The organism is Shewanella algidipiscicola (assembly GCF_900380485.1).
GTDB lineage: Bacteria > Pseudomonadota > Gammaproteobacteria > Enterobacterales > Shewanellaceae > Shewanella > Shewanella algidipiscicola.
Genome location: NZ_OXJV01000001.1, coordinates 191779 through 205382 on the forward strand (window position 1 = coordinate 191779; position 13604 = coordinate 205382).

A 13604-nucleotide genomic window follows, 5' to 3' on the forward strand; every position below is an offset into this window, starting at 1 on the left:
CAGTTTGGGCCAGACCTGTCATTAGGATTGAAAAACCAGTACCTGATAAGCGATAAAGCTCATTAACAACACTCCGCCGTGCCAAGGTTTGAGCTGACGCGACTTACCCGTTAATAGGATCAGTATGGCTAAGGCACTGCTGGTCGCCAATACCATATAAAAGTCTCGAGTGCTGGCTGCGGCATCGACAGCACCAGGGGCGATCAATGCAGGCAGCGCGAGTACTGCTAAAATATTAAATAGATTCGAGCCGACGATGTTGCCTATGGCTAAATCATCTTCTTTTTTCAGTACCCCGGCCACACAGGCGGCTAATTCTGGCAGACTGGTACCGACGGCGATAATGGTGAGACCAATCACCAGGTCCGATAAGTGGTACGCTTTAGCGATACCCACGGCGCCATTGACCATCCAATCGGCCGATAACGGCAGTAAAATAATGCCGACGACTAACCAGAGTATGGCTTTGATTGTCGGGACATCTTTGGGGATTTCACTATCAGACTCATCGGCTAACACATCGGCTTCTTTGTTATTAATAGCATGCCAAATCAGGTAGCCCATTAAGGCTAAAAACAGCAGCATTAGGCCCGCACCCTCAATGCGCGTCAGTTGTCCGTCATGCAGGAAATACCCTGCTATCACAGTGGCGGCCAGCATCATAGGAATTTCACGCTTTAAAGTTTGCGAGCTAACGGTGATGGCACCCAATAGGGCGGTGAGTCCGAGAATCAAACTGATGTTGGCGATGTTTGAGCCTAATACATTACCAATGGCGGTATCGGTCATGCCTTCCATTGATGCTGTCGCGGCGACAAACATTTCTGGCGCCGAGCTGCCCATGGCAACAATCGTTAAACCAATTAACATGGGGGGGAGGCCTAAATTGCGGGCAAAGGCCCCGGCACCATAAACGAATTTGTCAGCACTCCATACTAGAGTGGCTAATCCAGCGAGCAGTAAGAAAATATTAAAAAGCATTAAAAGTTCATTTTTGTTTGAGTGTCTGCTGCGCATTTTCGCTGGATTTGAACAAAATTGAAAGTATTGCGGCAAGATAGTGTCGATTCAGTTGTGCACAATAGGTCAATTACGTACAATTTGTCTCTTTTTGTGCCGATTTATCATGGAACATATAGGTCTTACAATGATCAATGAACGAGCAGATGATGACGCCACGCCGCTAGTCGAGATTGAACATCTCGCTTTTAGTCGCGGTTCTCATGTGATTTACGAAGATGTTAGCCTGTCGATCCCGAAAGGCAAAGTCACCGCTATTATGGGTCCTAGTGGGATAGGGAAAACCACCCTGCTTAAGTTAATCGGTGGTCAATTACAGCCCGATCGCGGCAATATTAAAGTCGATGGTATCGATGTGCATCAATGCAGTCGCAGTGAGCTGTTTGAGCTGCGTAAACGTATGAGTATGCTATTTCAAAGTGGTGCACTGTTTACCGACATGAATGTATTCGACAATGTCGCATTTGCCTTGCGTGAGCACTCAGGCTTACCCGAGGCTATCATCAAACGCATTGTGTTGATGAAATTAGAGGCCGTAGGCCTGCGCGGCGCGGCGAAGATGATGCCCAGTGAGTTATCTGGTGGTATGCAGCGACGTGCGGCATTGGCTAGAGCCATCGCTTTAGAGCCTGAACTGATTTTATATGATGAGCCATTTGCGGGCCAAGATCCAATTTCCATGGGAGTATTAGTCAAGCTTATCAGGGAGTTAAGTGATGCGCTTAACTTGACCTCTGTCGTGGTATCTCACGATGTGCAAGAGGTGCTGGGGATTGCCGATTATGTCTATGTGTTGGCCGACAAGCGCATTATTGCTCATGGTACGCCTGAAGAGTTAAGGCTGGCCGATAATCCAAAGTTGAAGCAGTTTATTGGTGGGGAGCCTGATGGCCCAGTGCCATTTCATTTTCCTGCTCCAGATTACCAAAAGGAGATGTTAGGTGAGCTTAACTGATCACATTGCTGGTATCGGCCGTAGTGCGATAGCCAGCGTGACTGGGCTTGGCAGCGCAGGATTGATGTTGTGGGGGGCGATTGCGAGAGTGCCTAAGCCGCGTAAAGGTATCCCGCTGCTAATCAAGCAATTGTACGTTATCGGTGTGCAATCTATGGTGATCATCTTGGTCTCTGGCTTGTTTATCGGTATGGTGCTTGCGCTGCAGGGCTATAATATCTTGGTGGGGTTTGGCACCGAAGATAGCCTAGGGCCTATGGTGGCGCTGAGTTTACTCAGGGAGCTTGGTCCCGTCGTCACCGCATTGCTGTTTGCTGGGCGAGCTGGCTCAGCTTTGACGGCTGAGATTGGCTTAATGAAGAGCACCGAGCAGTTGTCGAGCCTAGAGATGATGGCCATCGATCCGCTGCGGCAGATCATCGCTCCTCGTTTTTGGGCTGGGGTGATAAGCCTACCGTTACTGGCATTAATGTTTACCGCAGTGGGGATTTACGGTGGTCATATCGTCGGAGTGGAGTGGAAAGGGATCGATAGCGGCAGCTTCTGGTCTATTTTGCAGGCATCGGTCGAGTGGCGCCAAGATATCGTTAACTGCGTAATTAAAAGCCTGGTGTTTGCTGTCGTCGTGACTTGGATAGCCTTGTATCGAGGCTATAATGTGATCCCAAATCCTGAGGGGATCAGCCGAGCGACCACCCAGACTGTGGTGCAATCGAGCCTAGCGGTATTAGCGTTAGATTTTCTGTTAACTGCAATGATGTTTGGCAGTTAATTATTGTTTGTTTATGGATGAACTAATGTACCGCACATCGCGGTACGTATAGAATTGAGTGGTATGAGAGTATGTTGACTCGGAAAATTGAACTATTAGTGGGCGTGTTTATTTTGTCTGGTTTGATGGCGTTTTTAGTGTTGGTGTTTAATGTGGCTAACATCGAAGTTAAACCAGGGCAAAGCCATTACACCCTATATGCCAAATTCACCAATATTGGTGGTCTTAAAGTGCGCTCACCAGTTAAAGTCGGTGGCGTCGTAGTTGGACGTGTGACTCAAATCAGCTTAGATCCAACTGAGCTGGTGGCCGTGGTCGAATTGGCGATGGATAAGCAGTATGAGCAGTTTCCAGAAACCAGTAGCCTGTCTATTTTAACGTCAGGCTTATTAGGTGAGCAGTTTTTAGGGCTGACCCCCGGGTTTGTGATGGACGATATCGGCATGCTGCAAGAGGGCGACTATATCGACGATACCCATTCCGCGTTAGTGCTCGAAGATCTGATCGGCCAGTTTTTATATAGTGTTAAATCGAAAGACAATTAATAGGGATCATTATGAAACAGTTATGCAAAGTCATTTTTGCCTGCATGGCGTATTTAGTTAGCTCTGTCAGCTATGCTGCCGACCCAGAGGTGAATACCCAAAATCCCTATGCCATGGTGGAATCGGTAGCCAATAAGACTTTTGCCCGTTTTCATCAGGATATTGACATAATTAAGGCCAATCCTGACCACCTTAAGGTGATAGTCTCGGATGAGTTGATGCCTTATGTCGATTATAAATATGCTGCTTACAAGGTGATGGGCTCCTATTTACGTCAGAGCACGCCAGATCAACGTGATCGTTTTGCCGAGGCTTTTAAGACCTACTTAATCGCCACCTATGCTCAAGCATTTACTGAGTATACGAACCAGAAAGTGGAATTTGCGCCGGCAAGAAGTTTTGCCGATGAAAAAATGGTCGACGTCAATGTACAGATTATCGAGCAAGGTCGTCCGCCTATTAAGCTGCAGTTTAGAGTACGTCGCCTTAAAGACGATAGCTGGAAGGCGTTTGATCTTGTCGCTGAAGGGGTGAGTTTACTCTCTTCAAAGAGTGCTGAAATCTCTAACTTGATCCGCCAAAATGGTATTGATTCAGTGATTGAAGAGTTACAGACGCACACCAGTAACCACATTAGCTTAGGCAAATTGGAGACTAAGCTGTAATGCTGATGTTTAACAACGAAGGCAGCACTTGCTTGGTGTGCGGCGAGTTGTCACAGCAAGCGGTGATCGCGCATTGGCCTGAGGTTGAGCAGTTGCTCACTTCAGAGGTATCGCAGCTCAATCTATCTGGTATCACCTATGCCGATACGGCGGGGGNGGCATTGCTGCTGCAATTGATGGCACAACAGCGTCAAGGCGGTGGTTCATTAACCTTGAGCCAGGCACCGCTGCAATTACAAAAATTGATTGATTTATATGATTTACAAGACTTCTTCGTCGAAGAAGCCAATTAAAGGTTACCCGTTCATGGAATGTAAAGCGATTGAGCAGCTTCTGACAGAAGCGCTATCTCTAGAAGAAGTACACGTGACTCAAGATGGCACCCATTATAAAATTGTTGCCGTAGGTGAGTGTTTCGATGGCGCTAGCCGAGTGAAACAGCAGCAGATGATTTATGCCCCCTTGATGGAACAAGTGACTAGCGGTGCATTGCACGCCATCACGATAAATGCATTTACTCCAACGCAATGGAAGCGTGAAAAAATCTTCAACATGCCAGCGTAGAGAGTCATTGTGGATAAACTAAAAATTCAGGCCAGTGGTGCATTGGCCGGTGAAGTTGTTATTTCTGGAGCCAAAAATGCCGCGCTGCCCATTTTGATGGCGGGTGTCTTAGCCCAGACAGATTTTGTCGTCAGCAATGTGCCCAATCTCAGAGACGTTAATACCAGCTGCGAACTATTACGTTGCTTAGGGGCTGATGTTAAGCGGGACGACAGTGGCGAAATCACCATCTCTACCACTCATCTTAATGAGTTTTGTGCGCCCTATGAATTGGTGAAAACCATGCGGGCTTCGATCTTAATTTTAGGCCCATTATTGGCACGTTATGGCACTGCCGATGTGTCATTGCCTGGCGGTTGCGCTATTGGCGCGCGCCCAGTTAACTTGCATCTGCATGGTTTAGAGCAGATGGGCGCTACAATTGAGGTGAAAGAGGGTTACATCAAGGCTCGTGTCGATGGCCGCTTAAAAGGTGCACATATCTTTATGGATATGATCAGCGTTGGTGCCACCGAAAACTTATTGATGGCCGCCGCACTTGCCGATGGTGAGACTGTGATTGAGAACGCCGCACGTGAGCCAGAAGTGATCGATCTTGCCAACTGTTTAATCGCTATGGGCGCGAATATTCGTGGCGCAGGTACCGACACTATTCGTATTCAAGGCGTCGAACAATTAAATGGTTGTCACTATCGTGTCATGCCTGATCGTATCGAAACGGGCAGTTTCTTGGTTGCGGCAGCGGTAACGCGCGGTAAGATCCGCTGCAGTGCTGCCGATCCGTCAACCCTAGAAGCCGTGCTCGCCAAACTTGAAGATGCCGGCGCGCATATCAGTACAGGTGATGATTGGATTGAACTCGATATGCAAGGTAAACGCCCTAAGGCGGTGAATATCAAGACCATGCCTTATCCTGGTTTCCCTACCGATATGCAGGCGCAGTTTTGCGTGCTTAACGCCTTAGCCGATGGTACCGCGACCATTACAGAAACGATTTTTGAAAATCGCTTCATGCATGTTCCTGAACTTATCCGTATGGGGGCGACGATGGAACTTGAAGGCAATACCTGTATTATTCAAGGTATTGAAAAGCTTAATGGCGCTCAGGTGATGGCGACAGATCTACGCGCCTCTGCCAGCTTGGTCATTGCGGGTTTAGTTGCCGATGGCATCACTACGGTCGATCGTATTTATCATCTCGACAGAGGCTATGAGCATATCGAAGATAAGTTTAAAGGGCTCGGTGGTGAAGTGGTGAGAGTGAGTTAATCCCCCTAGCGATTCGTTTGCATGAGTATTAAAGCCACCGGTAGTTAGGTGGCTTTTTGCTATCGAGTGTCCTATTTTGCTGTCAAAGTCAATGCTATACAGAGTGTGTCATAGTAGGCTAAGGTGGATATGTCACTTCACTTTTTGTCACTACTCTATCAATAACAATGACTTAAAATGAGGGTTGATAATGCTAGGCTAATATGACGGATTCATCATACTAAGGAGAGTATATGACACACGGCAAAAGGATAATGATATTAATTGTGTTACTGCTAGCGGCATTGGGCTGCTATGTCATAGGCCTTCATTTAGGTGCATTGCTCTTTATCGTCGCTGGTGTGCTGCTCGAATGTAGCTTTTGGCTGTACCTATTTTATCGCGAACAAAAGAAGTAGTACTCAGATTAATAGAGCGATGGCAACCCATTAAGCTAGGCCTGCAATTTTACTTGAATCTAGGTTGTTAGTTGAGCGGGTTTTATTTAAGACGTTAGGGGGACTGTGACCACTAGCATAGTTAAGGTCAGCAACTGCTGACCTTAATGAGTCTTACGTACTCACCGTTACTTACTGATTGTTAGCCATCAACTTAGGCTTGATGACACCGCAATTAGGCAAGGCTTTCACCTAAACACATTTATCTAAATGCTTTCACCTATTGTCACGGGTACATCGAAGTATTGGCCGTTACGTATGATGGTCATAGTGACTTTGGTCCCCGGTGGGGTTTCTGCAATTCTGTCCATCAGCATCTCAACGCCTGGCACCACTTCGTCGTTAAACTTGGTTATCACATCACTGGGTCTGAGCTTGGCAAAGGCAGCAGGGCCTTGGCGATCAATATCGGTTATCAATACCCCTGTCAGATCGGGCAGATTAAGAATTTGTGCCATCACTGGGTTGATAGGTTCGCCTGTAATACCTAATGCACCACGGATGACGCGACCATCTTTTATCAACTTACCCATAATGCTGTGAGCTAATTTTATAGGGATCGCGAAGTTAATCCCATGTCCACCACCTTCACCACCCACCTGAAATGCGGCGGTATTAATGCCAATCAGTTGACCGCTGGTGTCGATAAGTGCCCCGCCAGAGTTACCTGCATTGATGGCAGCATCGGTTTGTAGAAAGTCGAGGTAACGCGAGCTGAGGCCATTGCGCCCGGTAGCACTAATGATGCCTTGTGTAATGGTTTGGCCTAAATTGTACGGATTGCCTATGGCTAACACCACATCACCCACTTGTGCAGGTATCTCAAGGTTAATTGGGACGATTGGCAGGCTGTCACCTTCGATTTTTAAGACTGCCAAGTCGGTTACAGGATCAGATCCCACCACTTCAGAGGTAAACTTGCGACCATCTTGCAAAGCGACCACGATTTCATCGGCTTTTTTAATCACATGGTAGTTTGTCAGTATGTAGCCCGCTTTACTCATGATAACGCCTGAGCCCAGCCCTTGTAGCGCTCCAGAGTTTAATGGTTGATTTTGGTCTATGCTCAGGCTGTAGATATTCACGACAGCGGGGGCTGCCTGACGAACAGCGTGTGAAAATGACAACTCAATACCTTGTTTACCGCGTGACTGAAACAGATTGCCACTCGAGTGTTGTCCAGTCAGCAAGGGGGTAAGGATCAAAAAGACGCCAGCCATGATCAGCCCAAAAAATACAGCTTTGCCAATATATATCGCAGTGTCTTTAAGAGTCATTATTAAATGAAGTAGGAGAAAAGTTGAGTAAGATTAACATGTTTATTTATAGTGCACTATTAGCTATGTCAGGTAATTGCAGCAATATAAGCTTAGTAAAAACAAAGGAGGCGATAATGATATTATCACCTCCTCTATTAGGGGAGCGTTTAACGTAGTACGAGATAGAGGCTATTGCCGTCACGTAATATTTTTAGTGCCACCACCCCCGTGGAATCTTTGAGCTCTGCTTTAAGGGCTTTAAGATCATCTATTCGGGTACGATTTATACCGACAATAATATCGCCTTTGAGCAAGCCACTGGCTGCCGCAGGAGAGCCTTGGGCTATTTCGGTTATTTCAACACCTCTCTTCACATTTTCAAGTGTTGCACCGGCTAGCATAGGGTGTACGGCTCCTGCTGCGGTTTCACTTGATTGATTAGCCTCACCCAAGGTGGCGGTTACGGTTTCTTTATCGCCATCACGGATAAGCCCTAATTTCACTTTGGCGCCCGCTCCCATGGTGGCGACTTTGGCGCGTAATTCTTGGAACGACTTAATGGGCTTATCGTTAACGCTGATGATAATATCCCCAGCCTTAATACCCGCTTTATCGGCGGCGCTATCTGGCATCACCTCATTAACGAAACCACCATGTTGGGTTTCTAAGCCAAAACCTTCGGCTAGGGCTTTATCGAGATCGCGTCCACTGACACCAAGTACTCCACGGCGTACTTCGCCATGTTCGATGATCTGCTCAACGAGATTGTTGACCATGTTGGCTGGAATCGCAAAGCCAATACCTACGTTACCGCCGCCAGGAGCCACAATCGCAGTATTGATACCGATAAGTTCGCCATTAAGGTTGACTAGGGCTCCACCCGAATTACCGCTGTTAATAGCCGCATCGGTTTGAATGAAGTTTTCTAGCATCTCAATACCCAGTCCAGAGCGACCCATGGCACTGACAATACCTGAAGTGACGGTTTGCCCAAGACCAAAGGGATTACCAATGGCTACGGCAAAGTCACCTACTCTAAGTTCATCAGAGTCGGCACGCTTTAATGCCACCAAGTTTTTCGCTTTTATCTGTAATAGGGCTATATCGGATTCGGCATCCGCCCCAATTAATTTAGCTTCAATTTCACGGCCGTCATGTAGGCCGATTAAGATCTCGTCTGCGCCATCGATTACGTGATTATTGGTGACGATATAACCTTTGTCAGCATCGATAATCACCCCCGAGCCTAAGCCTTTAAATGGGCGTTCTTGTACTTGTTCACGTGGGGCATTAGGGCCAAAGAAATAACGAAACGCATCGGGTAGTCGTTGCTTAGATACGTGGGTTCCCGATACCGCCACGGCTACCACCGCAGGGGTGGTTTTTTCTAACATAGGCGCTAGGCTTGGGAGCTCTTGACCACCCACGGCTAATGGAATCGCTGCCTGAGAGACGACAGGCATCACCATGAGGCTAGCACCTAATAACGCTGCTGATAGTAGTGATAATTTTGTTTTCATTTATGTCATGACTCCAATAGTTGGGATAATGGACTTATGATAATCATAGATATAAGGTTGATTTATCTCATATCAAGTCATTAATCTTAAATCTGCTACTCACTCCGACTGTACTCGATTACGCAAAGTTCAGCTTGATTAACAAAGGTTAATTTTTTTGCCATTCATTTAGCACCTTGCTAATGGTTGTATTGCATTTGTGGCGAGTATTTCATGGCACTGTTTTGCTGTCTTTAATCTGAGCGGTATGACTTAGGTACGCTTACCTAAAAGTGCTGAATCCTTGCCGCCGAGTCATCCCTCAATGTGGTTATGATTTGTAGAGGCTCCACTCATTAAGTGTATCGCCGTTCTAGTGTAGTTGTTATTTTAGACTAACGTACAACGTATGCGCCTTAAATCTAAATGAACGCATTTTAATGGTTTAGCTAGTTTAATCAGTGGCTTATGCTTGGGTGTTGCTTGATGTTGACTAGATCGAATTAAGTAGATATTTATGAGATTTAGCATTGCTCGTGCTAACATCGCCTCGTTGATTTAAGGATAGAAGAGAATATTTCACGTGTCACATCTCACTCCCTGGGAGCATTACCAGCAAGATTTACAGCGAACAGATTTCTCCCATGATCCCGCTCAAGAGCAAGCGGTTAAGTCGCTGCAACGTGTCTATGATGAACTGATAGTAAGCCAGCAGCCGCCTAAAGGATTGGCAAAATTATTTGGTTTTATGGATAAATCAACTTCCCAAGTCAAAGGCCTATATCTTTGGGGCGGCGTGGGGCGTGGTAAAACCTATTTGATGGACACCTTTTATGATGCCTTGCCGGGTGATAAAAAGTTGCGTGCCCATTTTCATCGTTTCATGCACCAGATCCACTTAGATTTAGATGGGTTAAAAGGTCAACGAGATCCCTTATTGGTGATTGCTAAGCGGATGGCCGAACGTTATCAGGTGATCTGTTTTGATGAGTTTTTCGTCTCTGATATTACCGATGCTATGCTGCTCGGTACGTTATTTGAAGCCCTCTTCGCTGAAGGAGTGGTATTAGTTGCTACCTCCAATATTATTCCCGATGAGTTGTACCGAAATGGACTGCAGCGTGCCCGTTTCTTACCGGCGATAGCCTTGATTAATAAACATTGTGAAATTTTAAATGTTGATAGTGGTATCGATTACCGTTTGCGCACTTTAGAGCAAGCCGAAATATACCACTACCCCCTTGATCCACAGGCCGATAAAAATTTGCTGAGTTATTTTGCTCAGTTAGCGCCAGAGTCAGAAATATCTTACGCGCCAATTGATATCGATGGCCGCGAAATCACCATACGTCAGCAAGCGCAAGGTGTGCTGCTCATCAACTTTCGAGACCTGTGTGATGGTCCCCGTAGCCAACGCGATTATATGGAGTTGGCGTGTCTTTATCATACGGTATTGCTCAGCGGAGTAGAGCAGATGGGTAGCAATACGACAGGCGATGATATTGCTCGGCGATTCCTCGCCATGGTCGATGAGTTTTATGAGCGCAACGTAAAATTAATCATCTCGGCTGAAGTTGAGTTGGAACAGATCTATACCGAGGGTTTACTCTCATTTGAATTTAGGCGCTGTCGCTCACGCCTTATTGAAATGCAATCCCATGATTATTTAGCATTGGAACACCTCCCTTAAAGATATCGGTTTATAAACGTTGATTATCCCAATGAGTTACGCGTCATGAATGGCGCGATAATGAGTAAGGTAATCAAAATAACGATTAATTTATTGGTTACCTAAGTGCGATTAGCGTAACGCTGGGTAAATCATTTAAATTAGCTAAAAAATTAGATGATTTTTAACTCAGCTTTGTCTATAATTCGCGACCTGCCCTCGTTACTCCATCTATACGGTGGAAGTTGTAAAGCCTTATTCTTTGCTCGAAGGGGCGGGGAATGGCACTTTTTGTGTTGTTATTTAATAATGAATGACGGCATGTGAGACAGAATTTTAACATTGGGTTTTTGTAAATGAAGACTACTTTTACTGCTACACCAGAAACCGTTACTCGCGACTGGTATGTTGTTGACGCTGAAGGTAAAACTTTAGGTCGTATCGCTACTGAAATTGCTACCCGTTTACGTGGTAAGCACAAGCCAGAGTATACACCGCACGTTGACACTGGCGATTACATCATCGTTATCAACGCTGAGAAAGTTACTGTTACTGGTAATAAAGCGAAAGGCAAAGTGTACTACTCGCACTCTGGTTTCATTGGTGGCATCAAGCAGATCACCTTTGAAAAGCTGCAAGATCATAAGCCTGAAATGATCATCGAGAAAGCAGTTAAGGGTATGTTACCTAAAGGTCCTTTAGGACGTGCCATGTTCCGTAAACTTAAAGTTTACGCTGGTACAGAACATAACCACGCTGCACAACAACCTCAAGTTCTTGATATCTAAACAGGATTAAGCAAATGGCTGCAACTCAGTACTACGGCACTGGCCGTCGCAAAACATCAACTGCTCGCGTATTCGCTAAAGCAGGTAGTGGTAACATCGTCGTGAACCAACGTCCACTTGACGAATACTTTGGTCGTGAAACTGCTCGTATGGTTGTTCGTCAACCTCTAGAGCTAGTTGAAATGACTGACAAGCTAGACATCTATGTAACTGTTAAAGGCGGTGGAACCACTGGCCAAGCAGGTGCAATCCGTCACGGTATCACTCGTGCACTGATGGAACTTGATGAAGCTCTACGTCCATCTCTACGCGCTGCTGGTTTCGTTACCCGTGATGCTCGTAAAGTTGAGCGTAAGAAAGTGGGTCTACGTAAAGCACGTCGTAAGCCACAATTCTCTAAGCGTTAATATTTCGCTTCGAAAATTCAAAAAGCCCAGCATTATGCTGGGTTTTTTTATGACTAAATTCTGCTATTTTTAGCGTTGAGATTATTTCATTGTCCTGTTTAAGGAACGCTGTTTATGTCACTGCAATTAATCATGCTTGCGCTCGGTTTAGTGCTGGTTATCGAAGGTATTGGGCCTTTATTATTCCCTAATCGTTGGCGTGCTTACTTACAAGAAATTTCCAATCAAAATCAAAGCCTTCTTCAGAGGTTGGGTGGTAGTTTAGTCACTGCTGGGGTGATCATATTGATTATTTTTTCATAAATTACTTGCCACTTCCCCCCTAAGATCTGCTAAAATCCCGTTTTAACCACTACCTTGCAGCAAATAATGGGCAAAAACGTCGTAGTTCTCGGCACCCAATGGGGTGACGAAGGAAAGGGTAAGATAGTCGATCTACTTACCGAACAGGCTAAATATGTCGTTCGTTACCAAGGTGGCCACAATGCGGGTCACACACTGGTAATCGATGGTGACAAAACCGTTCTTCATCTTATTCCATCAGGGATTTTACGCGATAATGTAAAATGCATTATTGGTAATGGCGTGGTGCTAGCACCTGACGCTCTGATGACTGAGATCAACATGCTTAAAGAGCGTGGCGTACCTGTAGAGGAACGTCTACTTATCTCTGAAGCGTGTCCTTTGATCCTTCCATTCCATTGCGCATTAGATGTCGCTCGCGAAAAAGCGCGTGGCAATAATGCTATTGGTACTACGGGTCGTGGTATTGGTCCAGCATACGAAGACAAAGTCTCTCGTCGCGGTTTACGTGTAGGCGATCTGTTTGATGCAGAATTGTTTGCCGTTAAACTGAAAGAAGTCATGGCTTACCATAACTTCATGCTGACTGATTACTACAAGTGCGAAGCAGTTGATTACGAAGAGACATTGAAAGATGCTCTAGCAATTGCTGATTACTTGAAGAGCATGTGTACAGACGTATCTGAGCTGCTTGATCAGGCACGCAAAGCTGGCGAACCAATTCTATTTGAAGGTGCTCAAGGCACGTTACTAGATATCGACCATGGTACTTATCCGTTTGTAACCTCTTCTAATACTACCGCTGGTGGTGTTGCAACGGGTTCAGGATTTGGTCCACGTCACCTAGATTACGTTTTGGGTATCATGAAGGCATACACTACTCGTGTTGGTGCAGGTCCTTTCCCAACGGAATTGAAAAACGAAATCGGCGACTACTTAGGTACTAAGGGTCACGAGTTCGGTGCCACTACTGGTCGTAAGCGTCGTCCAGGTTGGTTAGACGTTGTCGCAATGAAGCGCGCCGTGCAAATCAACAGTGTTAGCGGTTTCTGCTTAACTAAACTAGACGTTTTAGACGGACTAGAAGAAGTTAAGATCTGTGTTGGCTACCAATACCCAGATGGTACCGTAGCAACAACGACTCCTCTGGCGGCTGAAGGTTACGATCAGGTAACACCTGTACTCGAAACCATGCCAGGGTGGAGTGAATCCACTTTCGGCGCTACTTCTGTTGAGCAATTGCCACAAGCGGCATTGAACTACATTAAGCGTCTTGAAGAGTTGCTGGAAACGCCAGTCGATATTATCTCAACGGGTCCCGATAGAAACGAGACCATGATTCTAGTGAATCCGTTTAGTTAATAATAAGGGCCGCGTTAAGCGGCCTTTTTATTGAGTCAGGTAAAAGAAACGGCTATATATAGCCGAGCGTTATTAAGGTATATGCGCTGC

The 13604-nt window shown here is 46.0% G+C and carries 16 protein-coding genes; 13 read left to right on the forward strand and 3 right to left on the reverse strand.

Annotation, left to right across the window (positions count from 1 at the left end; translation table 11 throughout):
* Nucleotides 1-21 precede the first annotated feature (21 nt).
* Complete coding sequence (locus DN599_RS18700) at nucleotides 22-981, reverse strand: calcium/sodium antiporter (RefSeq protein ID WP_204165081.1); 960 nt, start codon at nucleotides 979-981, stop codon at nucleotides 22-24.
* Nucleotides 982-1147: 166 nt separating this feature from the next.
* On the opposite strand from DN599_RS18700, the gene DN599_RS00870 reads away from it, so the two are divergent.
* The 8 genes from DN599_RS00870 (at nucleotide 1148) to DN599_RS18600 (ending at nucleotide 6188) form a co-directional block, all read left to right on the forward strand.
* Nucleotides 1148-1975: an ATP-binding cassette domain-containing protein gene (locus DN599_RS00870; protein ID WP_110455775.1), complete on the forward strand. Its 828-nt coding sequence runs from the start codon at nucleotides 1148-1150 to the stop codon at nucleotides 1973-1975.
* The gene (gene mlaE, locus DN599_RS00875) at nucleotides 1962-2747 is read left to right on the forward strand and encodes a lipid asymmetry maintenance ABC transporter permease subunit MlaE (RefSeq protein ID WP_110455776.1); all 786 of its coding nucleotides are present in this window, start codon (nucleotides 1962-1964) and stop codon (nucleotides 2745-2747) included. Before DN599_RS00870 ends, mlaE begins: the two co-directional genes overlap by 14 nt.
* A 71-nt stretch (nucleotides 2748-2818) precedes the next feature.
* Nucleotides 2819-3292: an outer membrane lipid asymmetry maintenance protein MlaD gene (gene mlaD / locus DN599_RS00880; protein WP_110455777.1), complete on the forward strand. Its 474-nt coding sequence runs from the start codon at nucleotides 2819-2821 to the stop codon at nucleotides 3290-3292.
* 8 nt (nucleotides 3293-3300) lie between these two features.
* The gene (locus tag DN599_RS00885) at nucleotides 3301-3957 is read left to right on the forward strand and encodes an MlaC/ttg2D family ABC transporter substrate-binding protein (RefSeq protein ID WP_420820850.1); all 657 of its coding nucleotides are present in this window, start codon (nucleotides 3301-3303) and stop codon (nucleotides 3955-3957) included.
* A gap of 5 nt (nucleotides 3958-3962) precedes the next feature.
* Complete coding sequence (locus DN599_RS00890) at nucleotides 3963-4250, forward strand: STAS domain-containing protein (RefSeq protein ID WP_476707461.1); 288 nt, start codon at nucleotides 3963-3965, stop codon at nucleotides 4248-4250.
* 13 nt (nucleotides 4251-4263) lie between these two features.
* Nucleotides 4264-4521, forward strand: a complete 258-nt coding sequence (locus tag DN599_RS00895) for a BolA family protein (protein WP_110455780.1) — start codon at nucleotides 4264-4266, stop codon at nucleotides 4519-4521.
* A 9-nt stretch (nucleotides 4522-4530) separates the two neighbouring features.
* On the forward strand, nucleotides 4531-5790 hold the full coding sequence (murA, locus tag DN599_RS00900; protein ID WP_110455781.1) for a UDP-N-acetylglucosamine 1-carboxyvinyltransferase: 1260 nt from the start codon (nucleotides 4531-4533) through the stop codon (nucleotides 5788-5790).
* Nucleotides 5791-6023: 233 nt separating this feature from the next.
* Entirely contained in the window at nucleotides 6024-6188 is a 165-nt protein-coding gene (locus DN599_RS18600; RefSeq protein WP_162599129.1) for a hypothetical protein, read from the forward strand.
* A 245-nt stretch (nucleotides 6189-6433) separates the two neighbouring features.
* Here the strand turns inward: DN599_RS18600 and degS are convergent, their stop codons facing one another.
* Nucleotides 6434-7504, reverse strand: a complete 1071-nt coding sequence (gene degS, locus DN599_RS00905) for an outer membrane-stress sensor serine endopeptidase DegS (RefSeq protein ID WP_110455782.1) — start codon at nucleotides 7502-7504, stop codon at nucleotides 6434-6436.
* A gap of 149 nt (nucleotides 7505-7653) precedes the next feature.
* Nucleotides 7654-9006, reverse strand: coding sequence for a Do family serine endopeptidase DegQ (gene degQ, locus DN599_RS00910; protein WP_110455783.1), 1353 nt, complete (start codon nucleotides 9004-9006; stop codon nucleotides 7654-7656).
* Between the two features lie 562 nt (nucleotides 9007-9568).
* Between degQ and zapE the strand changes: the two genes are divergently transcribed.
* The 5 genes from zapE to DN599_RS00935 all read left to right on the forward strand — a co-directional run bounded on the left by zapE (nucleotide 9569) and on the right by DN599_RS00935 (nucleotide 13514).
* The gene (gene zapE / locus DN599_RS00915) at nucleotides 9569-10675 is read left to right on the forward strand and encodes a cell division protein ZapE (RefSeq protein ID WP_110455784.1); all 1107 of its coding nucleotides are present in this window, start codon (nucleotides 9569-9571) and stop codon (nucleotides 10673-10675) included.
* A 335-nt stretch (nucleotides 10676-11010) separates the two neighbouring features.
* A complete protein-coding gene (rplM, locus tag DN599_RS00920; protein ID WP_110455785.1) occupies nucleotides 11011-11442 on the forward strand; it encodes a 50S ribosomal protein L13 in 432 nt (143 codons plus the stop codon).
* Nucleotides 11443-11456: 14 nt separating this feature from the next.
* Entirely contained in the window at nucleotides 11457-11849 is a 393-nt protein-coding gene (gene rpsI / locus DN599_RS00925) for a 30S ribosomal protein S9 (RefSeq protein ID WP_028762637.1), read from the forward strand.
* Between the two features lie 114 nt (nucleotides 11850-11963).
* Nucleotides 11964-12152 carry a DUF2065 domain-containing protein gene (locus tag DN599_RS00930; RefSeq protein WP_110455786.1) on the forward strand — a complete coding sequence of 63 codons (189 nt, stop codon included), beginning with the start codon at nucleotides 11964-11966 and terminating at the stop codon, nucleotides 12150-12152.
* 66 nt (nucleotides 12153-12218) lie between these two features.
* Nucleotides 12219-13514 (forward strand): adenylosuccinate synthase, encoded by a 1296-nt coding sequence (locus tag DN599_RS00935; RefSeq protein WP_110455787.1) that lies wholly within the window; start codon nucleotides 12219-12221, stop codon nucleotides 13512-13514.
* Nucleotides 13515-13604: the final 90 nt, after the last annotated feature.